The sequence below is a fragment of the Pseudomonas sp. Leaf129 genome, assembly GCF_001423465.1.
Classification (GTDB): domain Bacteria; phylum Pseudomonadota; class Gammaproteobacteria; order Pseudomonadales; family Pseudomonadaceae; genus Aquipseudomonas; species Aquipseudomonas coleopterorum.
The window spans coordinates 119,000-144,621 of sequence record NZ_LMOC01000001.1 but is presented as its reverse complement, the minus strand read 5'-3'; the positions used below and the strand labels follow the sequence as shown (position 1 = coordinate 144,621).

The window sequence follows — 25,622 nt, the reverse complement described above, 5'->3', positions numbered from 1 at the left end:
CGCCCGCGCGGGCGCCACCGTTCAAGTTTGCGACAGCGTGACCTGACTGAGCAATTCATCTACCGCCCTGGCGCATTGAACGCGGTAGTCGGCGTGCAGCAGGCACAGCTCGGAGCTGCCCAGCAGCCGCAGCTTGGCGGCTTCGGCGACCGCTTGCATGTCGACGCCGCGCAACGCGAACTCTTCGAGCAGCGCCTGCATTGCATGGTGACGCTGGTCTGGACTGGACGTTGAAATCGACACGGTGGCTCCTCAATGAAATCCTTGTTCGGGCTCATCCCATGACAATGACTGCCGGCGTCGAACAAATGCTTCGCCGCCGCGATGGACGGTCGTAGGCCAAAGGCCAGTTCTGCCATCGGGTTCACGCGCACGTCCCTGCAATCGCTTAGAATGACCGATGCGCATTGATCATCTATTCCGGAGCCCTACATGACCGCAGTCCCGACGAACACGCTTTGCATCTACCATGGAAACTGCGCCGACGGGTTCGGCGCAGCCTGGGTAGTGCGCAAGGCACTTGGGCCTGAGGTCGAGTTCCACGCCGCCGGCCACGGCCAGCTGCCTCCTGATGTCAGTGGTCGGCACGTGCTGATTGTGGATTTCGCCTACGATTACGAAACGCTCATGGCTATGGCCGCGCAGGCCTTGTCGATTCTGGTGCTCGATCACCACAAGACCGCCCAGGCAGACCTGCTCAAGGTGCCGGTGGCCGGGGCCTTCGGCGAACCGGTCGAGGGCGGTAACGTGCACGCCCTGTTCGATATGAACCGTTCGGGTGCGGGCCTGGCCTGGGACTACTTCTTCGCCGGCCAGCCGCGCCCTGCCCTGATCGACCATATCGAGGATCGTGACCTGTGGCGCTTCAACCTGCCGGGTACTCGTGAAGTGCTGTCCAATCTGTTCAGCTATCCGCAGGATTTCACTGTGTGGGACACGCTGCTGGCAGCGCCCGTGGAGGATCTGCTGGCCGATGGCATCGCGATCGAAAGGCAGCGGCAGAAGACCGTGGCCGATCTGCTGCGGTCCACTGCGCGTCGCATGTCGATTGGCGGCCATGACGTTCCGGTGGCCAACATACCCTCGCTGTTCGCCAGCGATGCGGGCAACATCATGACCCAAGGCGAGCCATTTGCCGCGTGCTACTCGGACGGTCCCAAAGGCCGCTCGTTTTCACTGCGCAGCACGGATGAAGGCATGGACGTGTCCGAAATCGCCAAACAGTTCGGCGGTGGCGGTCATCGCAATGCGTCGGGCTTCCGCGTACCCTACGGCCATGAATTGACGCGTTGAGGCCAGGTGGAGTCGCCACCGTCCCCCGTTGTCTTGTTGGAGAGCGTCATATATGCCGCAGGAACGCCTGGATCTACTAAAGCTGCCCAAGGACGTGCGAGGTTCGATCAACGACTTGGTACGGGCACTGAATGCCGCGAGCACGAAGGCGGATGTCGAGCGCGAAGGCGCGCTCGAAATCGCGCTGATTCTGGGGCTGGAACAATCGCGCAAGCTCAAGCCTGCCGACATCGAAACGCTTTACATGATTTTCGACGATGCCAAGGAAGCGCGGCTGCGAGCCCTGCAGGATTGACCACCCGCATCGCCGGTCAAGCCGCAGCGCTGCCTTCGAAGGGTGCCTGACGCAGGCAGTTGCGTCCGGCGTCCTTGGCGGCATACAACGCCTGGTCCGCCGCCCCGATCAAATTATGCGCCGTGACATAGGGCGCAAGACCCGTCGCTATTCCCACACTGATGGTTACCCGCGCCTCCGCACCCAGGGCCGGATGGGGCAGCGCCAGATCCGCCACCGCCGTGCACAGGTCTTGCCCCAACTGTCTGGCCTGTTGGCCGTCGACCCCTACCCACAACACCAGCATTTCCTCCCCGCCGAAACGGAACGGCAAGGCGTTGGCTTGCGCGGACAACTGCTTGATGGTGGCGCTGACCTGCTTCAAGCAGTTGTCCCCCTGAAGGTGCCCATAGCTGTCGTTGTAGAGCTTGAAATGATCGATATCGATGAGGATCGCCGTGACGCGAGTCGCCTGGGTCCCCGCCGCCTGCCATAGCTGGGCCATTACATCGCCCTGATGTCGGCGGTTGAACAACTGGGTCAGCGGGTCGGTACGGGCCATGTCGGTGAGCTGCACCTCCAGCAGGCGTCCGCGCAAGGCATACAGGTATCTCAAGCGGCTACCCCGCTCCAGAAAATACGACGCCATCAACAGCAGTACGACCGTGGAGCCGTATAGAAAGGCATTGGCGCGCCACGTGACCGGGTCCATGAACCCGGCAATGTGGGTGGTGACCAGCTGGATTCCCAACATGCTGGCCATGGCGGCTGCCGCAAAGCGAAACGGCAACTGCTGGATCATCGTGCAGTAGACCATCAGCAACAACATGCCTAGCTGATAGTGCAAGCGATAGGGGCTGTCGCTGTAGATCATCACCACCAGCGGCATCAGCGAGGACAATACCGTGGCTGTCGCCGAAACGGTTTCCAGCGCACGACGCGACGTCAGGCGCTGTGCCAGCAGCAGGATGGCGATGATCATCGGGGTGATCAGCAGCAGGCGCCCTACGGCTACGTAGGCAAACACGTCCTGGAGGGCAAGCCAGTCGCTGATCAGAAAGAGGTTGTAGATGACCGCGCCGCAAATGCCTGTCGACGTCAGAAATTGCAGACGCTGACGCTGCGTGTCCGTCTCGTAACGACGCTCCAGGGCCGGCTCGAAGGTTAGTCCGCCTACCCCGCCGGCGATGGCTTGTTCGACCATTGCCATGGTGTGCGGCTCAGGGGATTGGGCCGGTTGGGCTTGAACGGCTTGCATGGGACACCGGAGATGTGATTCAGAATTTTACTAGACTGCGCAATGATATCTTAGTGCCATTAGTGAGGGGCGATTGTCGGGCACCAATGGCATGAACGGTAGTGGGAAGTTACGAGCGGTACGGCACAGTGAATCTTCCCGTCGGCGCCGTGTCCGATTTGCTAGCCCTCCAAATGATTGCCGCCATGGAAACGATTGTCGTCGTCGAAGATGAAACGCTGGTCCTTGAACTCCTGGTGGAGATTCTCGAAGACTTCGGCTATCACGTCCGAGCATTCGCCACGGCCGACGAAGCCTGGCAGCACATCGTCAACCGCCCTTTCCCACTCAAACTGCTGATCACCGACCTGCAAATGCCGGGCGAGATCGACGGGGTGGAGTTGGTGAATCGCGTCCATACCCGCAACCCGGAAACACCAGTGATCGTCGCATCCGGTTTCCACGGGGCCGCGAACTCCCTGTGCGACAAGAAAGTGCATTGGCTGGGCAAACCTTTCTCGATGGACAAGTTGAAAGGCATCTGCGAAAAACTCGCACCTCCTACCCAGGCCTGATCGTGCCATCGCCCATGCGGCGGCAGTGACGCAGGCCCTGTGTATCCTTTACCCGGAGCAGTAATGACTAAACGTACTACCCGAGTGACCGACGGCTTCACGGGCGATATCAGCAAGTCTGATCACAATATCTTCTTCGCCGCTGTCGAAACCACTCGTATGCCGATGATCATTACCGACCCCAAGATGCCGGACAATCCGATCATCTTTGCTAACAATGCTTTCATCGAGATGACCGGTTATTCGTCAAGCGAGCTGCTCGGTCGCAACTGTCGCTTCCTGCAAGGCCCGGAAACCGATCCCGATACCATTGCCCAAGTCAGGGCCGCAGTAGAGGCGCGTCGGGAAGTGGCCGTCGAAGTCGTCAACTACAAGAAGGACGGCTCCAGTTTCTGGAATGCCCTGTTCATCTCGCCCGTGTACAACGAATCCAATGAGCTCATCTATTTCTTCGCCTCGCAACTTGACGTCAGTCGTCGTCGCGATGCCGAAGATGGCCTGCGTCAGGCCCAGAAGATGGAAGCTCTGGGGCAGTTGACCGGTGGTATTGCCCACGACTTCAACAACCTGCTGCAGGTGATGATCGGTTACCTGGACATGATCCAGCGCTCGGTCGACAAGCCGCAATATGAACAAGAACGCCTGCGGCGCAACGCCAGGCACGCCCGCGATGCCGCCGAGCGCGCAACCACGCTGACGCAACAGCTGCTGGCGTTTTCTCGCAAACAGAAGCTGCAAGGCCGCGTGGTGAATTTGAACGGCCTGATCGACAACTTCAAGGAAACCGCCGAGCGCACTCTGGCCGATACGCAGATCCGCTACAGCCTGGCCGAAGACCTGTGGAACTGCCGCCTGGACCCGACCCAGACCGAAGTCGCATTACTCAACGTGTTCATCAATGCCCGCGACGCCATGGAGGGCCGTGCCCGCCGCACCTTGGCCGTCGATACGCAGAATGTCACGCTTGATCGACAAGTCTCCTACGACGGGCTGATGCCTGGCCGCTACGTCAGCATCGCGATCACCGACAGCGGTCGCGGCATGCCCGAATCGATCGTCAACCGGGTCATGGACCCCTTTTTCACTACCAAGGAAGAAGGCAAGGGCTCGGGACTGGGGCTCTCCATGGTGTACGGATTCGTCAAGCAATCCGGCGGCTCGGTGCGCATCTACTCCGAAGAGGGTATTGGCACCACCTTGCGCATGTACTTTCCTGCCGATGACAGCCAACCTCATGCCCTGACGCCAATCGAGGACACCCACGCCTATCCCGGTCACGAGAAAATCCTCATCGTCGAAGACCGGCCCGATGTCGCCGAACTGGCGCAGACCATTCTCGAGGAGTACGGCTACAGCTGCGTCATTGCCTACAACGGCAAGGACGCCCTCGAGCAGCTGGAGAACGCCGACTTCGACGTGCTGTTCACCGACCTGATCATGCCTGGCGGCATCAACGGCGTCATGCTCGCCCGCGAAGCCAAACGCATGCGCCCCAGCATCAAGATCCTGCTCACAACCGGCTACTCGGAAAACTCCCTGGAGCGCACCGACGTGGGCGGCACGGATTTCCAGGTGATTTCCAAGCCCTATATTCCCAGTGAACTGGCGAAGAAGATCCGCCGGGTGCTGGAAGGGCCCAATGGGGTGAGCTGATCAAGTTACTGCGCGGCGCCCTGCAAGGTAGGGCCAGGCGTCGAGCCTTTGCGGCGAGTCAGGCGCTTGCCCAGTTGCACGCCCGGCATCTCGACGTACTTGTAGGTCAAGGCCGAGACCAGCAGCACTGCCGCCAGTTGCAAGACGACGATGCCGTTGTCGAGCCAGACACTGTGGGTCGAAATGTACTTGACCATGTTGGGCATGTCATGGCCCTGCATGGTCTCCGTCAGGTCTGTGTGGAGCACTTTCGACAGCACGATGATGGCGCTCTTGAACACAAAGAGAATGGCCGCGTGCGTCAAATAGATCGAGAACGACAAGGCGCCCAGCCAGACGAAGAAACGGTGGTGCAGCAGTCGCGAAACCACGCCGCGCTCGAACGAGAATGCCAGAATCAAGGCACAGAACAGCAGACTGGCATACACGCCCTTGTGATCGATGTCCGATACCAGGAGGCGATAGCTGCCCAGGACCAGGGCAATTTCCAGCAGGTTGAAGTCCACGGCGTCCAGGTCTAGGTCTTTGATGCGATCGTAGAGCACGTACAGGCAGGCACCGGCGAAGAAACATGAAACACCGCGGAAGATCTCCAGCTTCAGCCAGGACTCACCGTTCCACAAGGTGATGAAGGCCGCCAGGGACATGATCGCGAAGATCTTGATCCTGCGGGTGCGCGCCAGCACTGCAATGACGCCGAATATCAAGTACAGGTAGTACTCGATGCTGATGCTCCAGGCCGGGTAATTGAACGAGCCGGTCATGGCACTGTTCAGCCAGGATTGCAGCAGAAGCAGGTTGGGCAGGAATTCGTGCATCGACGTAGCGCCACTGAATGCCGGCTCGTTGAAACTGAACCCTTTCTTCTCAGCCAACGAGCGGCCCAGCTCCAGTGCCAGGTAAACGCCCAACATTGTCAGGTGCAGGGGATAAAGGCGCGCCGTGCGACTGATGAAGAAATCCTTATAATCAGTCGCGTTGTTCAAACGCTGGCCGTAGGTGTGGAACAACACGAAACCGCTGAGGATAAAAAAGAACTCCACGAACAGAAACGCGTGCTTGAAAAACTCGAGCTCGGCAATGCTTTGAACCACGTAAGTGTGGAACAGCACGACGGCAACCGCACAGAGACCGCGGAAACTATCGAGCACGACGAATCTTTTCATGGTTCATCCCAGAGTGTTGTAACCGTTGCCATCCCGGTGTCATGCCAAGAGACATGGCCCCTTGCCATTATTGGCGCAAAGCTAAACCAATCCTTTGGCGGGCACAACCGCAATCAGGCGCGCGGTACCTCTGACGCGCAACTGACGTTGTGCAGACCAACAGACCACCACCGTAGAGGTACGTGCAGTTCGGTTACACAGGCTTTTTCGGTCGCCCAAAGAAAAACCCCGCAGATGTTAATCTGCGGGGTTCTCAATGATGGAGGCCGAGGTCGGAATCGAACCGGCGTAGGCGGATTTGCAATCCGCAGCATAACCACTTTGCTACTCGGCCTCAGACGCGAAACAAACCGCTGCTTCGCGAAAACAAACTAGCGCAGGAGAGATACTTCAAACCTCGAGCTAACCTTTTGATTAACCTGGATTTTTCTCATTCCTGCCTCAGGAATGGACGCAATTCTGGACTGCTTTGGAAAGCTTGTCAACACGCAGTATAAAAAACTTCCGCCACGCGCCCTTCCCGTCCAACCTCGACACACAGTATCAGAATCCCACCGCATGTCCGTCGCGACGACTGTCGCTGGCGGCTACGTAGCCGTGATCGGCATCCCCGGAGAGTCGCCAGATGAACTGGCCGGAACCGAAGTCCATATAAGGATCCTCCACCGACTTGAGTGCATGCCCTCTGCCGGTCAAGCCGCTGACCGCCTCGGCGTTCATAGTGGATTCGAGGTCGACCGAGAAATCCCGGTTGACCTTCCAGCGCGGCGCGTCGCAGGCCGCTTGCGGCTGTTGCTGGTAATCCAGCATGCGCACCAGCGTTTGCACATGGCCTTGCGGCTGCATGTCCCCACCCATGACACCAAAGCTCATTTGTGGGATACCGTCCTTGGTCAGGAACGCCGGAATGATGGTGTGGAAAGGTTTCTTTCCTGGAGCCACGACGTTGGCCGATGCAGGGTCGCTGGAAAATCCGGCACCGCGGTTCTGCAAGCTGATGCCGTAGCCTGGCACGACGATGCCGGAGCCAAATCCCATGTAGTTGGACTGGATGAACGAGACCATCATACCGCTCTCGTCGGCCGCTGTGAGGTAGACGGTACCGCCGGATTTGGGCATGCCGAAGCCAGGGTGACTGGCCTTGACCGGGTCGATCAACCGCGCACGATTGGCAAGGTAAGCAGGATCGAGCATCTGCTCAGGCGTCACCGCCATGCTGGCGGGGTCGGCGACGTAGCGATAGACATCGGCGAATGCGAGCTTCATGGCTTCTATCTGCAGATGCTGTGATTGCGCCGAATCAACCGGCAGGGCCGCCAGGTCGAAATGCTCGAGTATGCCCAAGGCGATCAAGGCCGCAATGCCTTGGCCGGCGGGTGGAATCTCATGAACCTCATGACCGCGGTAGCGTTGCGTGATTGGCTTGACCCATTCGGGCTGGTAACGGCGCAGGTCATCCAGCGCCAATCCTCCACCGGTTGCCTTGGCGTAGCCGGCAATGGCCTCGGCAATCTCGCCTTCGTAATAGGCTCGCCCGCCCTGCTGACCCAGCAGCCGAAGGGTACGGGCTGCCTCCTTGAAGATGAACTTCTCACCGGTAACAGGGGCGCGGCCGCCCGGCATGAAGGTGTCAGCGAACCCGGGCTGGTCATGCAGGGCTGGAATGGCCGCAGCCCATTTGAGTGCGACGATGGGGGCCAGGGTAATCCCTCGCTCGGCGATCTCGGCGGCCGGCTCCATTACATCGGCGAACGGCAGTTTGCCGAAGCGCTCGTGCAGCGCCGCCCAACCCGCCACTGCGCCGGGAACGGTCACCGCATCCCAGCCCCGAACCGGCCGCTTGACGTGCCCTTGGCCATCTTCGCCGTAGCGCTGGCGAAAGTACTCCAGATTCCATGCATGCGGCGCGGGGCCGGAGGCATCAAGCCCATGCACCTGCTGACCGTCCCACACCAAGGCGAAGGCATCGCTGCCCAGGCCGTTGGAGACTGGCTCGACCACAGTCAGGGTAGCCGCCGTGGCGATGGCGGCATCGATGGCATTGCCACCTGCCAGCAGAATCCGCACCCCAGCCTGCGCCGCAATGGGATGGGAAGTCGACACGACATTGCGTGCGAACACGGGAATACGGGTGGTGGGGTAAGGGTTGTGCCAATTGAAAGTCATGGACGTATCTCTAGCGTTGAGTGTTTCGAGCCGCACCGGGCTCCCAGAAAATCACCCGCCGTTGTAGCCAGCGGATGAATTGCGCGCCGCACAGACCGATCAGCGCCAGCAGCACCACGCCGGAGAACATGGTCGCCAGGCTCATGCTCACCGAGCTCGAAGCGATCAGGTAACCCAGCCCGCGCTGCGCCGAGAGAAACTCGCCGACAACCGCACCAATGAGCGCCAGGGACACACCGATTTGCAGGCCTGCGAAGATTTCGCCAGCAGCCGAGGGCAACTTGACGTGCACCAGCAAGTACCAGCGCGAGGCGGAAAAAACCCGGCAAGCATCAAGCAATTCCGGAGGGGTGCGGCGAATGCCGTTGACCGTATTGACGAACAGGGGAAAGAAGCAGACCAGCGCGACCAGCACGACCTTGGACGCCATGCCGAAACCGAACCACACCAGGATGATGGGTCCCAGTGCAATCTTCGGCGTGGCTTGCAGACCGATCAACAGCGGATAGACGAAGCGCTCGAACGTTTGCGATTCGGCCAGCGAAGCACCAAGCACGATCGCCAAAACCCCGCCGATGAAATAGCCGCTGAGCATTTCCGCAAGCGTGGCGCCGATGTGAGGCCACAGGCTGCCGTCGGCGAAACCGCTGACCAGCGACTGGAATACTGCGCAGGGGCCTGGCAGTACATAGTCTGGTATGGCAAACACCGCCACGGCCAAGGACCACAACAGAATGACCCCAGCCAGGCTGATGAGCGGGTACAGCATGGCAGTGAGTCTATTCATGGGTGAAGTGCCTGCGCAGGTGTTGGCAAAGCGCCGTGAATTCAGGATCGGCTAGGGTTCCAAGGGTGCGCGGTCTGGCCAGGCAGATGGGTAATTGCTCGATGATCCGTCCGGGCCGCGGCGACATGACCAGGACCCTGTCGGCCAGGAATACGGCTTCCTGGATGCTGTGAGTGATGAAAAGCACCGACTTGCGGTGCTGACTCCAGATGCGCTGCAACTCCAGGGTCAATGACTCTCTGGACAGCGCGTCCAGCGCGGCGAAGGGTTCGTCCATCAGCAACAGATCGGGATCGTGCAGCAACATCCGCGCGATCCCTACGCGCTGCTGCATGCCGCCGGACAACTCGAACGGGTAGTCCTTGGCGAAGGGTGCAAGCCCTACTAGTTCCAGCAGGGCCATGGCGCGTTCCCGCGCAGGCCCCGTCGGCAAGTCCAGGGTCCGTGCCGGCAACAGGACATTGTCCAGCACGGTCTTCCATGGCAACAGATTGGGTTTTTGGAACACCACGCCGGTGTGGCGTCCGGGGCCGGAGACTGTGTGCCCGGCGAGTTCTATACGCCCGCGTGAGGCCGACAGCAGACCGGCGGCCAGCTTGAGTATCGTCGACTTGCCGCACCCGGAGGGGCCCAGCAGGGCAACGAACTCACCAGGCTGTATGCTCAAATCGATGTCAGCCAGCGCTTCGATCGCACCGCGCCGAGTGGCGTAGGTAACCCCGACACCGTGCAACGCCAGAGCAGCGCTCATGGGCGTTCACCCTGCGCGCTCACGGCGCGATCGAGAAATGCCAGTACGACATCCCAACTGCGGCGGTTGGCCTGGGCATTGGCCAAGGCCGTACCGCCGCCGCTGATCACCACTCCGGCTACCGGATGACGCTTGGCAATCAGCGTCGTGGGCACGTAGGGAAAACCGATGGCGTGCCCGGCGCCTTCATTGCATAGGTGCTGAGCCGGCCACGGATGCCCCGCAGCGCTCAACGCTTTGACGATGCGCGTACAATACTCAGTCGATGGCCAGAAGCCATCGTCGCTACCCGAGATCAGTAACACCGGACCGTTGATGCGCTCCACGGGAATACGTGCGGTCGCCACGTTATCGGCGGCCTGCTCCACTGTGCTGAAAGCGGGCGCCTGACGAATGGGCACCCCAGGTATCGGCGGCTGGTCGAAAGCGGACCAGTCGGCATGGACGTTGTTCCGCCAGACGTTGGGCAGCGGCTGCCCCTGCCACGTCCAGGCATCGGCGTCGCGGGCCTGGCCCGGGCGTCCGGCGCGCAGGGTGCCGTGCACAACGGCACTGGGTACGTAGCCGATCACTGCCGATACCTGCTGTGCAAAGGTAGTGGCCAACAACAACGCCAACTCACCCCCGCGCGAAAGGCCCGCCACGGCGATGAAATTATGACGAGGGGCGAGGCTGCGCTGCGCCCACTCCAGTGCCGTTTGAAAGTACTCCAGCGGCGTATCAGAAATGTACTCCGGGCGCCCCGGTGCTTTGAAATAAGCGAGCGCTACGCCAATGTAGCCATGGGCGGCATACAGCGCAGCGCGCTGCTCCGGCGTGCCGCCACCCGAGCCATTCAAAACGATGACCACTGGAAACGGGCCGTTGCCAGCGGGGAGAAATACGGTGCCCGACAGGCCGGCGTCGACGATAGGTCGACGACTTACTCCGGGGGCCAGGAATCTTTGGCCGAAAGTCGCGCAGGCAAGGCCGCCGCGCTCGTCCTCGATCTCCACATCGATGTTCAGCGGTGCAACGCTCTCGCTCAGCGATGAGTCGAGCGGTTCGCGGATCTGGCGCATGGCCCATACGCAGGCCATGGCTTGCGGCACATCCCAGTCGCCCGCCACCGGCGATTGCGCGTCGAGGTCCAAGCGACCGTCATCGGCAATCCGAAAATCCGCCTGGCTGCGCCACTGACTGCCATCAGGGTGCGCCAGCGTGGCTGTAAGCCTGGCGATTCCGGGCGTGGCACCGCGCGCCGTTATGCGCCGCGGTTGGTCGATCAGGCCGTCAGCCGCATCGATGAACAGTTGCAGGCTCACTTGGCTCCCTCCGCACGCTGACGCAGCGCTGACTTGTCGAAATCATTGAACGAGGTCACGAACTCATTGGAGAAAATTTGCTCAACCGGCAGTTCGGCAGTAGGAAATTCGCCAGCGGCAGCCATGGCGCCAATCGCCGCGCGGATCACCTTCAGGTCGTACTGCCCAGGCGTCCGGGCGCTGCCGTCAGGCCGATAGAGGGTGCGCTGCAAGCGTCGGCTGAGTAGAGTCTTGGCCTCTTCAAGGCCTTTGCCATCGGCGTCGGCCGGTTTGCTTTCCGGATGCTGCCGCCAGAAAGCCTGCACGCAGAACGCCGGATTGACCTCGCAGACGAACTGCGCCTGGGTGTAGGCACGACCGAAGCGGCGGATCAGATCAGGGTTGTCTCTGAAGGTGTCCTGGTGGGCGATGAAGCCATTACCCGGATTTTCCTGAAAGACATCCGGGTAGGCGATCCGGCGAATCGCGGTACCTGAAAGCTCCAGCATGTCGTCCCAGCTACTGTTGAAGTTCAAGGCATCGACTTTTCTGCTGCGTAACGCCTGAAATCCCGCGCCCAACGCGCCCACGGCCACGAACTCGACGTTCTCTCCCGGTTTCAGGCCGGCGACCTTGAGCGCCGCGCGGCTGTTGGGCAGGGTTCCCCACGTCAGAGCGCCAACGCCGATCTGCTTGCCCGCCAAGTCAGCCAGGGTCTTGATCGGAGAATCGGCCAGTACGGCGTACTCCAAGGTCTGGCTGGGCACACCGTTGTAGAAGTAACGCACCGGCAGCGGGTCCTTGCCGTGGAAATAACTGGAGATGACCGGCTCCGCCACAGGAAAACCGAAGGTGACTCGTTTGCTGGCGACCTGCGGCAGCAAGGCACCGGCGCCCTGGAAGATCAGTACCTTGACGTCCAGCCCCTGGTCCTTGAACAGACCCAGCGCCTCGGCCGCTGCGTAAGGGGCGCCGTCATGCACGGCGGGCGGAATCGCCAGGGCAACGGTGACCTCGTCGAGAGCATAAGCAGGAGTGGCACACGCCAGGGTGAGCGGCAGTAGATACGTGAGGCGCATATCGGATTCCTTGACCTGATGGGGATTGGGCTATTCGTCCGCTGCCTGAAGCCGCCGGTGGGCGTCCTGCAGCAAGGTGGTGCGGTCGATCTTGTTGGTTGTCGCCAACGGCAAGGCGTCGACGAACCAGATCCTGCGCGGGTGCTGGTAGGCCGGGGCATGCTCCAGCGTGAACGCTTTGATCTGCGCCTCGCTGGCGTCCGTCCCCTGGCGCAGCACCACGAAGGCCATGGGCTTGAAGCCCTTGATGTCGTCGACCACCGCGACCACGCAGGCCTGCTGGACCGCAGGATGGCGCTCCAGAAGCTTCTCCACTTCGCCGGGATAGATGTTCTCCCCACCGCTGACGAACATGTCATCGCGGCGCCCGACATAGGTATAGAAGCCGTTGCGGTCGCGCTGAAACACGTCACCCGTGCTGTAGAAGCCGTCGGCGTCGATGGGGGCTGGCAAGTCCGGACGCCGGTGATAACCGATCATCAAGCCGGGACTTTTCAGCTCCAGAACGCCCTCTTCGCCCAGGCGCCCGGCAGGATCGCGCAGGCGCAGCTGCACCTGTGGATGGGCGTGACCTACCGATAGCGCTGGACTGGGCAGCCCTTTGGGATGCTGGCCGAAAACCACCGGGCCACCCTCGGTAGTACCATAGGCATTGATGACCCGCGCATTGGGCAGCAGGTGATGAATGCTGTGGAGCAAGCTGGCGCTGACCGGCGCCGAGCCCATTCGGATCACCCGTACCGAACTCAGATCGGCCTGGGCCAATTGCGCCTGTTCCTGCAGCATCATGGCGATCATTGGCGGCACTGCCGTCAGCCAGGTGCAGCGATAGCGCTGGATGGCATCGATGTAACCCACTGCGTTGAACTGCGCCATCAACACCGTGGTTGCTCCGCAGGCCAAGCTCAGCAACGCCAGCGCAAGGGCATTCATGTGGTACAGCGGCGCGGCGATGAGCGGGCGTTCCTGCCCCAAGGGCGTAGCTTGCAGTCGTGTCCGGACCACCCACAGTTGGGCAGCATGGCTGAGTACCACACCCTTGGGTTTGCCGGTGGAGCCGGAGGTATAGAGGATCAAGGCAGGCTCGTCTGCCCGGGGCTGGAAGCTTGCGAACGGACCCGCGTCGAGAAATGCGTCCAGCCCGCGCTCGCCGCCCCGGACCAATGACACTTGCGCCAAGTTCACAGGTACAAAAGACGCCCGTGGTTCATCGCAGAACACCAGACGAGCGCCGCTGTCGGCGATCACGTACTCGACCAGCGCCTGCGGAAAACGATGGTTGACCGGCACGGCGACCAGACCTGCGCGCAGGATGCCCAGCAGCACTGCGATAAATTCGACGGAGTTTGCGGCCAGCAACGCGATGCGCTCGCCTTGGGCATAGCCACGGGCGTGCAGGCCCCGAGCGACACCACTGGCCAACCGATCCAACTCATCGAAGCGATAGCAGATCTCGCCCTGCTCGCCATCCAGCCCGATGAAGGCCGCCTGATCGGCAGGGCTGTGCGCACCGACGACGTCCCCCAGATTTCGAATGGTCAGCCTCATGCAATGAACTCGAGCAACAGGTCGAACGCCGGCACCGCAATGGTCACTCGGGCTGCCTCGACGCGATGGTCCAGGCCCAGGCGCACTGCGTGCCGCGCGAGCAACAACGGATCGGCGCCGCGAAACGTGATTGCCGCGAAGCGTTCGGCGCGCGGCGTGAGGGCTTGGGCCAAGGCTGCAAAGCGCTCCGTAAGCGTGGCCTCATCAATGATGTCGAGCACGAAGCCTGAATCGAATGCACCCAGTTTGGCGTATTGTCGACGGGTCGCTTCCGGGTCCTGGCTGACCACAGTCAGGCCGGCCAGCGCCGTGGCGCCATTGGCATGGCCCAGCCACTCGGGGCGCCAGACCAGTTCCGGCGTCTGGTGATGGCAGAAGTAGACGCGACCTGCCAGGAACTGCCCGGGCACCAGGCGTACAGTGCCGAAGCGCGCTTCTGCCGCCGCGCCATCGATCTCCACCGGCCTGGAAAAATACTGCACCGGCTGTACCCGAAACCCTCGGTCCAGCAACGCTGCGTGGGTAGCTTTCGGATCAGCCGTGGCGACCACTAGTCCATCGATGCCACGCGGGCTGTCGAGGACCTCCAGGCGCAGGGTATTGGTACCCAATGGCAGGCCGATGAGCTCTAGATAACCCTCGGTGAACATCACCAAGTGGTTGATCGAACCCAGCGAGTGATGCCCCTGCGGTGTCAGGGTAAACCCCAACTGCCTGAACAGCGTTGCAGCAGCCTCGGTATCGAAGCGGGTGTTGATGACCAGATGATCCACGGCGACGCTCATGCTTCAGGCCTTTGCCGCAGGCGTGGCGTACACACCCCGACCGCTGGCGACCAAGTGGCCTTGGGCGTCGAACACCTGAGCCTCGGCGACCGAGAACTGCTTGCCGAACTTGATCACCTTGCCGCTCGCCCGCAAGTTGCCTTTGGCGGCACGGTGGTAATCCACACGCAGGTCGATCGTGGGCACGCCCTTGCCGGTTTTGGATACCAGGGCCCAGTCGGCCGTCAAATCCGCCAACGCTGCGAGAATGCCGCCATGGGTGTAGCCGCCTTCGACGTTGACGACCCACTCTTCACGCCATGTGGCACTCAACTCGATGCTGCCCTCACCGACTTCGAGCACTTGCAGGCCCAACCATTGGTGGTAAGGGCCTTTGAGCAAAAGGGATTGGATTTCAGCGGCAGTGGGCAGGGTGACTTCAGTCATGGATGTATTCCTTTCAAGTGGAGAATGAACTTGGGCTGCGACATGACTCGCCGCAGCCGACAGGGCGATCATGGTGTGATGACGACCTTGCCCAGAACTTCGCGGTCGCGGATCAGCGCCAGCCCCTCTGCGGCCTGTTCCAAGGGCAGGACGCGATCGATCAGCGGGTCGATCTTGCCGTCGGCAATCAGGTCGAGCAGCCCGACCAGGTTCTCTTCGTAGAAACTGTTCGAACCCTTGATGTTGAGCTCGAAGCTCCACACGTAGCGCAGGTCTTCCTTGGGGTCATGCCCGGCAGTGGCACCGCATACCAGCAAGGTCCCCCCACGCTTGATGCACTTTAGCGATGGCAGCCAGGTATCGCCGCCGGTGAAGTTGATCACCACATCAACGCCCCCTTCGTAGTTGCGCCGCTGCGGTTTGCCGTACTGGGCAATCGCCCACTTGGAGAAATCAGTGTCGCGATAATTGATGACATGATCGGCGCCCAGGGCTTTCAAGCGCTCGGCCTTGGCATCGCTGCCAGCGCAGGCGATCACTTGCGCACCCAGCAATTTCGCGAGAATCACACTGGCAGTGCCGACCCCGCCGCTGGCACCGAGGATCAGCACCCGATCACCCGCCTTGACCGTGTCATGCGTCACCAGCATGCGATGAGCCGTGCCGTAAGCCACCGGCAACGCAGCCGCTTGTTCGAAACTCACCGCATCGGGCAGACGAATGAGTTGGCGGGCATCGACCAGCGCGTACTCGGCCATGCCGCCGTCGACCATCTCGCCCATCAAACCCACGTCTGGCTTGAGCGGATTGACCAACACCCGCTCGCCTTCCTGCCAACCCGAGACCCCGTCGCCAATGGCGCTGATGGTGCCCGCCAGGTCCAGGCCGATCACTACCGGCAGCGGTACCTTGATGCCCGGCATACCCTTGACGGTAAAGACGTCGTGGTAGTTGAACGAGGAGGCGCCGACGCGGATCAACACGTGCCCGGCTGCGACGGCCGGGATCGGCTTGTCGGTGACGACGTGCAGCCGGTCGAGGTCGCCGTGTTCGTCGAGTACCAGGGCTTTCATGGTTGTGCTCACAGTCGTTGTCTCCAGGGTCAGTTGAGGTGTTTGGATTGGGCGTAGGGTTCGGTCGCGAACAGGTCAGGCGTCAGGTCACCCTTGATCAGGCCGCCCGCAGCAAACACCTGATGCTGGCGACGCAGTGTGTCCAGGTCCTGAGGCTCGAAGGCCAGGCGGTTCATCGCGTTCCATTGGCCGGCATAGACCCGTGCGTCGTTGTCGGGCAGATTGGCGCTCTTCTTCAGGATCGCGACCACTTCATCGGGATGGGCGTCACCCCAGGCCAAGGTGTCACGCAGCGCTGCGATGACCTTTGCCACGGTCTGCGGATGGCCATCGACCAACCCGCTGCTGACCGCGCCGACACCGATGTACGGCACCGCATCGCTTTTGGTCAGGGTTTTCCATTCCTCGGCAAAGCTGCCCAGACGCTTGAGTTTGAGCTCATCGCCGACTTGGGCGATGGTCACCGAACGCAATGCGGCGGCGTCCACCTGGTGCTGAGCGAGGAACTGCGCAAGCCGCGACTCGTTGGCGCCCACCAGTGAAAAGTCGTTGCTGCGGATGCCGTGATTGCCTTCGAGCACCGCGCTGGCGATCACCGCCACCGACGAGCCGGCAGGCGACATGCCGATCTTCTTGCCCTTGAGTTCGGCAAGGGTGTTGACCGGTGAATCGGCGGGCACTACGAATTGCACATCGGCCGGCTGGGTCGCGGCGAAGATCTTGATCGGCACGCCTTCCGCCGCCGAGCTGAACACCCCGGCCAAAGGCGCGCCGAAAGCCAGATCGATGGAGCCTGCAGCCAAGGCACGGACCGGCGCATTGACGTCGGGAAAGTGGAAAAACTCGGCGTCAATGCCGCGCCTGGCGAGGAAATCCTTGGCCTCCAGTACTGAGCCATAACCCAGGCTGACGCCGCTGGTCCAATAGCCGATCCGGACTTTCTCCGCCGCTTGGGCAGCAGCCGACAACGCAGCGCTCGCGGCAAGCGCGGCGACGATGATCAATTTGCGCATCTGGGGTTCAACCTTATGAGTTAAAGACTGTGGGTTTTCCAACGGAACAGCCAGCGTTCCAGGGGTTTGAGGACCCCGGCTTCAAGCAACAACATCAACGCCACCAGCAGCACCGTCCAGGCAAAGACCTGATCGCTTTGCACCAGGTCCGCCGCCTGGCGCAGGCGATAACCGATGCCGTCCGACGCACCCAGCGTTTCCGCGACCAGCGACACACGCCAGCCGAAACCGAACGCCAGGCGCGCACCGGCAAAGAAATGAGGGAGGATGCTGGGCAGGGAAATTTTCAACAGAATCTGCAGGCGCGACATGCGGAACGACCGCGCCAACTCGACGTATTGCCGCTCCACCGTCTGCGCGCCCTGCCAGACGTTGGTGAGGATCAACGGCATGGCGGTCATGAACACCACGAACACCGTAGTGGCATCGGAAATACCGAACCAGATGATCGCGAAAATGGCCCAAATGGCCGATGAGACCGTATTGAATACCGCAAGCAGCGGTTCGAAAAAAAGCGCCAGCATGCGGCTTGTGCCTAATGCCAGCCCGAGCGGCGTGCCCACTAGCACTGCAAGGAAAAACCCGCTGAAAACCCGCCCCATGGTCGCGCCGACGTCATGCAAAAAGGTTTCGCTGTGCAGCAGGCTAGTCAGCGCAGCGAAGACCTTCTGTGGACCGGGCAGTACGAACGACGGCATCCTGCCGGCGGCGTACCACCACACCACCGCAACTACGGCAAGCAGCGCAAGACGCTGCAATACAAGGCTGGAATAGAGTTTGGCCTGTCCCATCTCAGACCTCCAGCCGCAATTGCCGGACGTGCTCGGTCACCGCAGGATCGGTCGGGATACGCGGCCGCGGAAGTGTCAGCGATTTGACCGCGCGCACGCGCCCTGGCCGCGGATCGAGAATCACCACGCGGTCGGCCAGCACTACCGCCTCTTCCACATCATGAGTAACGAACACCACAGTCATGCCAGTAAGCGCGTGCAGGCGCAGCAGCTCGTCGTGCATCTGCCCGCGAGTGCTGGGGTCAAGTTTGGAGAACGGCTCGTCCATCAGCAGAATCCGCGGCTCCACCACCAGGCTGCGCGCCAAAGCGACCCGGCTGCGCATGCCGCCGGACAATTGGTGTGGCCATGCCTTGGCGAACGGGACCAGGCCGACAAGTTCCAACACCTGCGCTACCCGCTGTGCCCGCCTGCTCTTGCCCAGCGAAGAGGCCTCCAGGCCGAACGCAATGTTTTCCTGCACACTCCGCCACGGCAGCAAGCGATCTTCCTGAAACATGTAGGCAATTGCCTGCCAATCGTGAAAACGCTCGGCGGGCACCCCCTCGATGGAGAGGGAGCCATGGTCGGTCGGTAGCAACCCGGAGAGAATGTTGAGCAGCGTGCTTTTGCCGCAGCCCGAGGTACCCAGCACGGCGACGATCTCCCCTTGTGCTACATCCAAAGAGATATCACTCAACACCTGCAGCCTATCGAAGCGCTTGTTCAGCCCTCTGGCGCTGAACGCCAAGGGTGCGAGCTCGATATTCAGGGCCGCGTTCATCGGGCGAACCTCGCCGCTAGCATCGGCAGTGACGCTCCGGCTTCGCGAAGGCTGGCATAAACTTTTTCGAGAGTCATGGCCTGGAAGGTTTCGATGTGCCGGCGGGCAATGGACTCCACCCGTTTAGCATCGCCTTCCTCAAACGCGGTGATCAGCGCATTGTGGTCGTGCTTGATCTCGGGTTTGGTGCCCTGCACGTTGAACCCGAGCGCCACCAGCCGGCTCATTTCATCCATCAGACTGGACAGCGTCCGCAGCAACCGCTCGTTGCCCGTGGCTTGGGCGATCTCCAGATGAAACGCCTTGTTGGCATCCATAAACACGTCGATCTGGTCCGGCAAGGGGGTCAGATGCCTGACCCGGCAGGCCGCCTCCAACGCTTTGAGTCGGGAAACATCCACCCTGCCGACCGCCAAGCGCGCGGCCAACGGCTCCAGTTGCACACGTAGCGTGAACACTTCCTCCACATCTTTCACGGTGATGGCCGCCACCTGGTAGCCCTTGCGTGGACGCGACGTGACCAGATGTTCGTGGCACAGCCGGGTCAGGGCAATGCGGCAGCTGCTCTTGCCGATGTCGTACATCTGCATCAAGGCAGGCTCGGTGATGTTCACGCCCGGCATCAAGCGGCACGACAGGATGTCACGACGAATGCGCGCATAGGCGGCATCGCCCTGGTTGCTACTATCGACACAAATGTCCGACGCGACGGATGACAGCGACATGAACGACCTACCCAAGTGTGTGAGCAGCTCACAGCGTTGGTCTGTGAGGCTTACTAGAGGCCGCTAAGCTAAAACAATTGCGGTTGAACTCGAACGATTTGTTTGGGCTATGAATATGCCGGGAGCGCATATTGTGAGCGGCTCAGCGTGCTTGCGGGACATGGATGCGGCTTACTGAGTGACCCGAAGTTCTATGAAAAACTTACCGTACGAAGCGTAGGTGGTCTGCTGAGTCAGCGGTGGACATCTGGGGGGCGCCACACATCTATCAGGTACTCATCCACATGCTGATAAGAATCAATGCTTTATCTGGATCGAGGTGTGTTTGAGCAGCTTCGGACAGATTGGACATCAACTCCGAGTAGAGCAGAATAACGACCAGCTCCCATTTATTGTCAAAATATGCTGTACGAACGTGGCTATAAAACACCGATAATATAAACCTCTAACCCTAGCATGAATCATTCGGACATCGACTGCCGCAACTGCCTAGGGATAGAAGTAGACCTACCTATTTAAAAATCAGGAAAAGCTTTCGGGATCAAAGGATACATACGAAAATATCTCTAGCTAAGCCATATACCTCTGCAGGCCTCCTCAAGCAAGAGATCCAAACCCATCAAAAAGAAACCAGCAACTCAAAATCGGAAACACGTAAAAACCAATTTCAATAGCCAAGGATAATAATCAACATGCAAATACTCGACAGCAAACGTCTCTACCTGAGCCACTCAGAAAAACAGGCTTATACAACCGAAAGAACGCGCCCGAGCTATAGCAGAAAACCCCTATCACTACTCTAATTCGGGCATAACGCATATAATACGCTAGACTACAACACGAGCTTGAACAGCCGCTGCATACAACTCATTAATTCGTCTATCGAGAGCCTTACTTATCCCAAGAGTTGTCCGACGAAGAATATCTACATAAACTTTCACGTCAGATGGTAAAGGTGGATTTTTCGAAGTGCCAGTGTGTGCACACTCATTCCTCAACAAAATAAAGCTTACTAAATGCGTATTCAAAAGATTAGAATCTTGTTTTGATTCTTCTGCAATTTTTCTCAAACCATCTTTTATACCAAAGGCCCTCATATAATCACCAATTACTTTTGGTCCTGGATTCCCTTTCGTTACCGCAAAAGCTTCCCAAATCAGAGTTGGCATTCCTTTAGAGGGTGGTTCCGCTAATCGCACGAGGGCTTGTCGGGTTTCACTAAATGCATTGCTAACCTCTTCCTTCTGATCAGCGGCTTTCTGTGCCAAACTAAGACCGTTCACGAAATGTATCTTATGCATTTCCGGCGGCAATTCGTAATATGTAAGCCCTCGTCTAGCAAGCTCTTGAAAAAACACCTCCGCCGCCTGACGAAGAAACGACTCCAGCAACCCGCTTAAAAGAACTAGCGACGCGCTTCTTACGGCTATATGTTTAGCTCTTACAGCCGAATCTTTCAAAACTCTTGCTGCATCTAGCTCTATATCGTCCATCAGCCTACCAATAGGTTTAGCTGACTCACTAAAACTCTGAAATTGAAGCCTGAGTGGCGTAGGCATAGATTTAAGCCCTCACAGCATGAGGTAGTACTGCTGCAAAAGCTGCTCGAGCAGATGAAGTGCGCTTAGCAATTGCACCCTTACCATTTGTTCCCGCTCTTACTGCAGCGGCAAATTCGGGCTCGAGTAATAGTTGATCGAGTGCTGACCGAGCGAGAACATCATCGCCTTCTCCGATTGCGTTCGGATCGATAAACGACATCCCATAAAGAACTGCATCAGCGAGTGGTGCAGAGCGATGGAAACGATCGTTTGTAGAAGGTCGCAAAAATGCATTTGAGCCCAGCAGTTTCCACGTAGATTCCAGAGTGCGTAAAAATAAAGCTCTGTCCTCAGCCATTTTTGACTCATCTGCTCTATAGGCTTCATTAGAGCTTTTCATAAATAAACCTAAATAATCTTTAAGTCGCCCTTCAATCCGCTCCGGCTCTTGCAGAGCATAAAATCTCAGGACATACTCGACATCCTCCATCGTACTATAAAGAGTATTCTTTTCAAGATCAGACCTGCCCTCGGGAATTGCCCACAACTGTCGAAAACGTTGCAAAGAAGACATTTCATGCATGAGTTTCGTAAAATCGCCTCGAAATACTGCATTCCGGATTTCCATTTCGTTGGCTTTTACACCGCCTGTATTAAGCCTGTCAAACACGTCATATTTAACCTCCGCCGATGATTCTTTTAACAAAAGGATTGCGGGAATAAATCTTCGAGTTAAAGCTCGGTTCAACCCCTCAGAAACCAAATCCGAATAACGTTTTTTGTTCAGTTCGGACCATACGGTCAGATCTTCCAATGCATAGTGATTATCTAGGAACTCACTTAGAGCTGTGAGCCTTTGGCGCCCATCCAAGACAACATAGGTACCATATTCATCTTCACCAAGAAAAACAGGCGGCACAGGAACATTCATAATAAGTGATTCGATAAAACGAGATCGACGTTTTGTATCCCAACGACCGCGACGCTGAAAATCCGGATTCAGAGTGATTTGCTCCTTGATCATTGCTTGGAGCGTTGATATTGGCAGCTCTATTTTCTGCGGATGAATTTGCCGCATTTGCTTTCTATATTTTTCTTCTAGGATGTTGGGAGATGATAACTCTTCTTCCCTTTCGAAATCCGATTCTATATCCATAAGCATTCTCCATATGACATTATTTACGAAGTATTAAAACACTTTCAGTGGGCAGCCATTTACCACTATGGCTTCGCGAACCAGAATTTATTTGCCTAAGACTTCTCAATACGGGATAATCCCACTTCATTTCGAGCCTGAATCCACAGTCCTGAAATAGTTGCTCAACAACAAGCGCAAGGTCAACATGCAGCTCCTTGTAATGCGAATCTTGAACGACGAAAGTTGCTGACCCCCCCTTACGAATAACACGACCAAGCTCGCATATAGACCTCCGGAGCTTATTGAAGTAATCATTGTACGTCAAATAATAATAGCCAGCCGACGCTTTAGAAGGATGCTTCTTTATTGCTTCCAACAACGTACTTACGAATGAGCCTACTCGAAACTCACTTTGCCCCGAATGAGCCTCAGAAAGAGTCGTTCCAAGCATACTCCTACGAAGACTTTCAAAGTCAGAGCCATTACTGTAATTCAAAACAGCCAGCTCAACACGTGTTGCTACCGCATAGTCTATCCTAGTACAATAGGGTGGAGATGTAATAACAGCATCCACAGAAGAGTCTTTCAGCGATTGAGCTCTAGAATCTCCAACTTTAACGATCGCCGATGCTTGTAGGCCGTCTTCAGTACTGCCATCATCATAAAAACCTATGTCATTTAACTCCACAGATAAAGCAAATTCAATTTGCTCCCACGTCAACGATACTCGATTATCCTCAGCATTGACTTTTATCCAAGTTGGATTAGTGGTACTTTTACCTGCCAATCGCCTTGTTACTCTAAATAGAAGAACATAGTAAAAAGCCGCCAATGACGACAAATTTGAAACATCGACTACTGAGGAGGTATCTCCTCCGACCAATATAGATCGTATAGCAGACTCCACCGACCTCAGTCTTCTGGCTGTGGTGAGCGTATACCAAGAACATAAAGGATCAGATGCAAGCTTCGGACGTCGCATCGCCTTGCTGACAGCTAAGATTTTTTGAAGCAACGGTTCAAGACTGGCAGATGTATGAGCAGCTACGAGCCTTGCACGAGAAACCACTACCATCGAGGGGTTTATATCAAACCCGATCGACGGTACGCCTTTTATAGAGCAAATTGACGTTGTGGTTCCTGACCCGTTCCAAGGGTCTAATACGGTAGACTTAGAATCCAACTGAAGATGCGAAATTAGGTCTGCAACAAAATCAGGTGAATAGCCCGCATAATATGGATACCAATGCGATCTGCCCGTTCCTGACACGCTGTGCAATTTGGGGTTCGCAGGAGCAGCGCTAGAGCTCATTTCTAATATCCTATCGACTGTGATCGAGATAATAACACTCTAGGTGGCCAAAAAAAGGTGATTTTACTCCTAGCAGGGATCAAATCAATCCTAAACTCTCCCAACGGACTGCCCATTCATGCAGCCGATCAGAGCGACGCCTCCAGTACAGGCTAAGGACAGGCGTTTAGGCACAGAAAATCTCACTCCCAGGCTTGGCCCAGTCACTGCCCCCCCCCCGCAGGAAGTAGTAATCCTAACCAAAGCTGCCTGATGACCCTTCTCAGCGGTGCCGACAGCGCTGGGCGGATTCTAGCCTCTGTGACCGGATTCGAATCTCAACTCGCTCCTGCACGGCGATCGGAAAGTTTTTATTGGTATGCTCCGCTAGAGTTCCAACGTAGGCACGCTAATACTGCATCGCCAGCCTGCTGCAAACTAGACGATGAAGCACTACTTCGAAGGCTATGGCACCATACAGTTTGATGGTGATGTCAATTCTGGCACTACGCTTATTATCGTGATTCGTGCCAAATTAAACCTACATCAATATCTAAGTTAAAATAAGTGATACTCTACCCCTTAGATTAAAATTATAGCGCCGAGAGATAGGAAAGCCTAGCCGAGTAAACGTCCGCAAAGATCTTAATCAACACCTCAACTGCACCTAGGATTTGAATGACTAATTACGTACCTGCTGCAGGATGTTAGATAGCCTTCTTATCTACAGGAAGTAATCATATTGAACGCACTATCGCGGCAAAATCGTCACATCCTGACTAAGCAGCGGATTTCCTTGAAGGGCCGTGCACCACAATAGACGCTTAGGGGGAGGGCCAAGCTATACAAACCAAGTGAGACCTCTCTTCACCACCGCCTACGGAGGTTGATACCAGACCTGCCCAAAAATCGGATAGTTTAAAGTGCTGCGCGCCTGAAAAAAATCGGCCAGTTGCGAGCACATCTTCGGCATACATTCAGCGGATTGACATCGGGATTCATAGCCGACGCCTTTCGGACACTAGCGCTAAATAAATGAGCTATTCCTCTTAAAATGTGACAGCGTTCTGTCTCCGAGCTAAATTCGCTGGCGCTTTCACTTGCGGTCAAGTAGAAGATTCATACTCATAGTTTGCATATTGATACGTGATCTGCTATCACATTTTGCTGCGGGCCCACCTCGGGACAGCTTTCGAGAGATATCTGGCGAGCTTGTAAGCGCAGCAGTAGCGAAGCTGCAACCCCAGTCGTCCGTATGAGGTACCGCACCAGAAACTACTGTAGTTGCTGACAATACCTACGGCCTCCCATCGAGTGATCTGAAGCGCTGTGATCGAATGCCTAGGTTTTGTACGAAAAGTCAGTGCAGTTAAGATTGCTGCCATGATTGGCTGGAGGCCCGCATGGCAAAGCGCTACGAACTCTCCGACGCATCGTGGGAATTGATCAAAGATCTGGTTTCCCCAGTGCAGAAAATGGGTCGCCCACGCAGCGATGATCGTCTGGTACTGCATGGAATCCTGTGGATCCTGTGTTCGGGCGCTGCCTGGCGTGACCTGCCGGAACGATTTGGGCCGTGGTCGACGGTGTATCAGCGTTTTCGTGACAGGCGCGATGACGGTACGTTCGACCGGATACTGGAACGCTTGCACATTCGACTCAATCAGGAAGGATTGATCGATCTGGACACCTGGATGATCGACTCCACGGCGGTACGTGCAACCCGAACCTCTTCAGGCGCCGGGAAAAAGGGGGATCTGAAGAACCGCTAAACCATGCTCTGGGACGCAGCCGAGGCGGCCTGACAACCAAGACTCATATGGTTTGCGATGCCAATGGCGTGCCATTGCGCTTCACGCTTTCTCCGGGACAAGCCAGTGATATCGCCCATGCCCAGCCGTTGTTGGATCGGGTACGAATTCCCGGTAAGCCGGGGCGGCCGCGCAAACGCAGTCGTTGGTTACTGGCCGATAAGGGCTATGACGCAGAACACCTGCGTCACTACTACGACCGCTACCAAATGCAGCCGTTGATCCCGCTGCGCGCGATGCCGGCCTGGCTTGCCCCGACTCTTTGATCGTCCCAAGTATCGCCAGCGCAATATCATCGAGCGTATGTTTGGCTGGCTAAAGGAGAACCGCAGAATCGGCACTCGCTACGACAAGCTGGCGAGAAGCTTTTCGGCCATGGTTACGCTGGCCTGCAGCCTACGCTGTATGCGGCAATACTTTTCGTACAAAACCTAGACGATAAACGGGCATCAA

At 57.9% G+C, this 25,622-nt stretch carries 23 protein-coding genes, 1 tRNA gene and 1 pseudogene; 5 read left to right on the top strand and 20 right to left on the bottom strand.

Annotated features, from left to right (window positions below; genetic code table 11):
- Nucleotides 1-21: 21 nt before the first annotated feature.
- The gene (locus ASF66_RS00650) at nucleotides 22-243 is read right to left on the bottom strand and encodes a hypothetical protein (protein ID WP_152965719.1); all 222 of its coding nucleotides are present in this window, start codon (nucleotides 241-243) and stop codon (nucleotides 22-24) included.
- Nucleotides 244-432: 189 nt separating this feature from the next.
- On the opposite strand from ASF66_RS00650, the gene ASF66_RS00645 reads away from it, so the two are divergent.
- Both ASF66_RS00645 and ASF66_RS00640 read left to right on the top strand, forming a co-directional pair.
- Nucleotides 433-1,293, top strand: a complete 861-nt coding sequence (locus ASF66_RS00645) for a DHH family phosphoesterase (RefSeq protein WP_056842293.1) — start codon at nucleotides 433-435, stop codon at nucleotides 1,291-1,293.
- A gap of 52 nt (nucleotides 1,294-1,345) precedes the next feature.
- A complete protein-coding gene (locus tag ASF66_RS00640) occupies nucleotides 1,346-1,588 on the top strand; it encodes a hypothetical protein (protein ID WP_049859949.1) in 243 nt (80 codons plus the stop codon).
- A 16-nt stretch (nucleotides 1,589-1,604) separates the two neighbouring features.
- On the opposite strand, the gene ASF66_RS00635 is transcribed toward ASF66_RS00640, so the two are convergent.
- Nucleotides 1,605-2,825, bottom strand: coding sequence for a GGDEF domain-containing protein (locus ASF66_RS00635; protein ID WP_056842292.1), 1,221 nt, complete (start codon nucleotides 2,823-2,825; stop codon nucleotides 1,605-1,607).
- 128 nt (nucleotides 2,826-2,953) lie between these two features.
- Between ASF66_RS00635 and ASF66_RS00630 the strand changes: the two genes are divergently transcribed.
- Both ASF66_RS00630 and ASF66_RS00625 read left to right on the top strand, forming a co-directional pair.
- Entirely contained in the window at nucleotides 2,954-3,379 is a 426-nt protein-coding gene (locus ASF66_RS00630) for a response regulator (protein WP_156463097.1), read from the top strand.
- 63 nt (nucleotides 3,380-3,442) lie between these two features.
- Entirely contained in the window at nucleotides 3,443-5,032 is a 1,590-nt protein-coding gene (locus tag ASF66_RS00625; protein WP_056842290.1) for a hybrid sensor histidine kinase/response regulator, read from the top strand.
- A gap of 5 nt (nucleotides 5,033-5,037) precedes the next feature.
- Here ASF66_RS00625 and ASF66_RS00620 read toward each other — a convergent pair whose 3' ends face one another.
- From ASF66_RS00620 to ASF66_RS22355, 18 genes are all read right to left on the bottom strand, one after another.
- Nucleotides 5,038-6,198: an acyltransferase family protein gene (locus ASF66_RS00620; protein ID WP_056842289.1), complete on the bottom strand. Its 1,161-nt coding sequence runs from the start codon at nucleotides 6,196-6,198 to the stop codon at nucleotides 5,038-5,040.
- A 260-nt stretch (nucleotides 6,199-6,458) separates the two neighbouring features.
- Nucleotides 6,459-6,532, bottom strand: a tRNA-Cys gene (locus ASF66_RS00615).
- 209 nt (nucleotides 6,533-6,741) lie between these two features.
- Nucleotides 6,742-8,364 (bottom strand): gamma-glutamyltransferase family protein, encoded by a 1,623-nt coding sequence (locus ASF66_RS00610; protein WP_056842288.1) that lies wholly within the window; start codon nucleotides 8,362-8,364, stop codon nucleotides 6,742-6,744.
- Nucleotides 8,365-8,374: 10 nt separating this feature from the next.
- Nucleotides 8,375-9,151, bottom strand: a complete 777-nt coding sequence (locus ASF66_RS00605; RefSeq protein WP_056842287.1) for an ABC transporter permease — start codon at nucleotides 9,149-9,151, stop codon at nucleotides 8,375-8,377.
- Nucleotides 9,144-9,902 carry an ABC transporter ATP-binding protein gene (locus ASF66_RS00600; RefSeq protein WP_049859942.1) on the bottom strand — a complete coding sequence of 253 codons (759 nt, stop codon included), beginning with the start codon at nucleotides 9,900-9,902 and terminating at the stop codon, nucleotides 9,144-9,146. Before ASF66_RS00600 ends, ASF66_RS00605 begins: the two co-directional genes overlap by 8 nt.
- A complete protein-coding gene (locus ASF66_RS00595) occupies nucleotides 9,899-11,206 on the bottom strand; it encodes an acyl-CoA thioester hydrolase/BAAT C-terminal domain-containing protein (RefSeq protein ID WP_056842286.1) in 1,308 nt (435 codons plus the stop codon). Before ASF66_RS00595 ends, ASF66_RS00600 begins: the two co-directional genes overlap by 4 nt.
- Nucleotides 11,203-12,264, bottom strand: a complete 1,062-nt coding sequence (locus tag ASF66_RS00590; RefSeq protein WP_056842285.1) for an ABC transporter substrate-binding protein — start codon at nucleotides 12,262-12,264, stop codon at nucleotides 11,203-11,205. The genes ASF66_RS00595 and ASF66_RS00590 overlap by 4 nt, the downstream gene beginning before the upstream one ends.
- A 30-nt stretch (nucleotides 12,265-12,294) precedes the next feature.
- Nucleotides 12,295-13,812: a class I adenylate-forming enzyme family protein gene (locus ASF66_RS00585; protein WP_056842284.1), complete on the bottom strand. Its 1,518-nt coding sequence runs from the start codon at nucleotides 13,810-13,812 to the stop codon at nucleotides 12,295-12,297.
- Nucleotides 13,809-14,597 carry a VOC family protein gene (locus tag ASF66_RS00580; protein ID WP_056842283.1) on the bottom strand — a complete coding sequence of 263 codons (789 nt, stop codon included), beginning with the start codon at nucleotides 14,595-14,597 and terminating at the stop codon, nucleotides 13,809-13,811. Before ASF66_RS00580 ends, ASF66_RS00585 begins: the two co-directional genes overlap by 4 nt.
- Nucleotides 14,598-14,600: 3 nt before the next feature.
- Nucleotides 14,601-15,023, bottom strand: a complete 423-nt coding sequence (locus ASF66_RS00575) for a PaaI family thioesterase (RefSeq protein WP_056842282.1) — start codon at nucleotides 15,021-15,023, stop codon at nucleotides 14,601-14,603.
- 68 nt (nucleotides 15,024-15,091) lie between these two features.
- Nucleotides 15,092-16,096, bottom strand: a complete 1,005-nt coding sequence (locus ASF66_RS00570; RefSeq protein WP_177327953.1) for a zinc-binding dehydrogenase — start codon at nucleotides 16,094-16,096, stop codon at nucleotides 15,092-15,094.
- A 29-nt stretch (nucleotides 16,097-16,125) separates the two neighbouring features.
- Nucleotides 16,126-17,109 (bottom strand): ABC transporter substrate-binding protein, encoded by a 984-nt coding sequence (locus tag ASF66_RS00565; RefSeq protein ID WP_056842281.1) that lies wholly within the window; start codon nucleotides 17,107-17,109, stop codon nucleotides 16,126-16,128.
- A gap of 20 nt (nucleotides 17,110-17,129) precedes the next feature.
- The gene (locus ASF66_RS00560) at nucleotides 17,130-17,900 is read right to left on the bottom strand and encodes an ABC transporter permease (protein ID WP_056842280.1); all 771 of its coding nucleotides are present in this window, start codon (nucleotides 17,898-17,900) and stop codon (nucleotides 17,130-17,132) included.
- A gap of 1 nt (nucleotide 17,901) precedes the next feature.
- Nucleotides 17,902-18,663: an ABC transporter ATP-binding protein gene (locus ASF66_RS00555; RefSeq protein WP_056842279.1), complete on the bottom strand. Its 762-nt coding sequence runs from the start codon at nucleotides 18,661-18,663 to the stop codon at nucleotides 17,902-17,904.
- The gene (locus tag ASF66_RS00550; protein ID WP_049859932.1) at nucleotides 18,660-19,388 is read right to left on the bottom strand and encodes a GntR family transcriptional regulator; all 729 of its coding nucleotides are present in this window, start codon (nucleotides 19,386-19,388) and stop codon (nucleotides 18,660-18,662) included. Before ASF66_RS00550 ends, ASF66_RS00555 begins: the two co-directional genes overlap by 4 nt.
- Before the next feature lie 827 nt (nucleotides 19,389-20,215).
- Nucleotides 20,216-20,947, bottom strand: a complete 732-nt coding sequence (locus ASF66_RS22360; RefSeq protein ID WP_156463096.1) for an MAE_28990/MAE_18760 family HEPN-like nuclease — start codon at nucleotides 20,945-20,947, stop codon at nucleotides 20,216-20,218.
- Between the two features lie 4 nt (nucleotides 20,948-20,951).
- On the bottom strand, nucleotides 20,952-22,085 hold the full coding sequence (locus tag ASF66_RS21805; RefSeq protein WP_162240063.1) for a DUF262 domain-containing protein: 1,134 nt from the start codon (nucleotides 22,083-22,085) through the stop codon (nucleotides 20,952-20,954).
- 19 nt (nucleotides 22,086-22,104) lie between these two features.
- Entirely contained in the window at nucleotides 22,105-23,379 is a 1,275-nt protein-coding gene (locus tag ASF66_RS22355) for a hypothetical protein (protein WP_156463095.1), read from the bottom strand.
- 1,382 nt (nucleotides 23,380-24,761) lie between these two features.
- Here ASF66_RS22355 and ASF66_RS21800 point away from each other — a divergent pair.
- Nucleotides 24,762-25,604: pseudogene (locus tag ASF66_RS21800) on the top strand (IS5 family transposase).
- Nucleotides 25,605-25,622: the final 18 nt, after the last annotated feature.

What these genes read in the sequence shown, in the direction of transcription:
- ASF66_RS00645 (WP_056842293.1), top strand. Translation starts at nt 433, where the DNA reads ATGACCGCAGTCCCGACGAACACGCTTTGCATCTACCATGGAAACTGC.
- ASF66_RS00640 (WP_049859949.1), top strand. Translation starts at nt 1,346, where the DNA reads ATGCCGCAGGAACGCCTGGATCTACTAAAGCTGCCCAAGGACGTGCGA.
- ASF66_RS00635 (WP_056842292.1), bottom strand. Translation starts at nt 2,825, where the DNA reads ATGCAAGCCGTTCAAGCCCAACCGGCCCAATCCCCTGAGCCGCACACC.
- ASF66_RS00625 (WP_056842290.1), top strand. Translation starts at nt 3,443, where the DNA reads ATGACTAAACGTACTACCCGAGTGACCGACGGCTTCACGGGCGATATC.
- ASF66_RS00620 (WP_056842289.1), bottom strand. Translation starts at nt 6,198, where the DNA reads ATGAAAAGATTCGTCGTGCTCGATAGTTTCCGCGGTCTCTGTGCGGTT.
- ASF66_RS00610 (WP_056842288.1), bottom strand. Translation starts at nt 8,364, where the DNA reads ATGACTTTCAATTGGCACAACCCTTACCCCACCACCCGTATTCCCGTG.
- ASF66_RS00605 (WP_056842287.1), bottom strand. Translation starts at nt 9,151, where the DNA reads ATGAATAGACTCACTGCCATGCTGTACCCGCTCATCAGCCTGGCTGGG.
- ASF66_RS00600 (WP_049859942.1), bottom strand. Translation starts at nt 9,902, where the DNA reads ATGAGCGCTGCTCTGGCGTTGCACGGTGTCGGGGTTACCTACGCCACT.
- ASF66_RS00590 (WP_056842285.1), bottom strand. Translation starts at nt 12,264, where the DNA reads ATGCGCCTCACGTATCTACTGCCGCTCACCCTGGCGTGTGCCACTCCT.
- ASF66_RS00585 (WP_056842284.1), bottom strand. Translation starts at nt 13,812, where the DNA reads ATGAGGCTGACCATTCGAAATCTGGGGGACGTCGTCGGTGCGCACAGC.
- ASF66_RS00580 (WP_056842283.1), bottom strand. Translation starts at nt 14,597, where the DNA reads ATGAGCGTCGCCGTGGATCATCTGGTCATCAACACCCGCTTCGATACC.
- ASF66_RS00575 (WP_056842282.1), bottom strand. Translation starts at nt 15,023, where the DNA reads ATGACTGAAGTCACCCTGCCCACTGCCGCTGAAATCCAATCCCTTTTG.
- ASF66_RS00570 (WP_177327953.1), bottom strand. Translation starts at nt 16,096, where the DNA reads ATGAAAGCCCTGGTACTCGACGAACACGGCGACCTCGACCGGCTGCAC.
- ASF66_RS00565 (WP_056842281.1), bottom strand. Translation starts at nt 17,109, where the DNA reads ATGCGCAAATTGATCATCGTCGCCGCGCTTGCCGCGAGCGCTGCGTTG.
- ASF66_RS00560 (WP_056842280.1), bottom strand. Translation starts at nt 17,900, where the DNA reads ATGGGACAGGCCAAACTCTATTCCAGCCTTGTATTGCAGCGTCTTGCG.
- ASF66_RS00555 (WP_056842279.1), bottom strand. Translation starts at nt 18,663, where the DNA reads ATGAACGCGGCCCTGAATATCGAGCTCGCACCCTTGGCGTTCAGCGCC.
- ASF66_RS00550 (WP_049859932.1), bottom strand. Translation starts at nt 19,388, where the DNA reads ATGTCGCTGTCATCCGTCGCGTCGGACATTTGTGTCGATAGTAGCAAC.
- ASF66_RS22360 (WP_156463096.1), bottom strand. Translation starts at nt 20,947, where the DNA reads ATGCCTACGCCACTCAGGCTTCAATTTCAGAGTTTTAGTGAGTCAGCT.
- ASF66_RS21805 (WP_162240063.1), bottom strand. Translation starts at nt 22,085, where the DNA reads ATGGATATAGAATCGGATTTCGAAAGGGAAGAAGAGTTATCATCTCCC.
- ASF66_RS22355 (WP_156463095.1), bottom strand. Translation starts at nt 23,379, where the DNA reads ATGAGCTCTAGCGCTGCTCCTGCGAACCCCAAATTGCACAGCGTGTCA.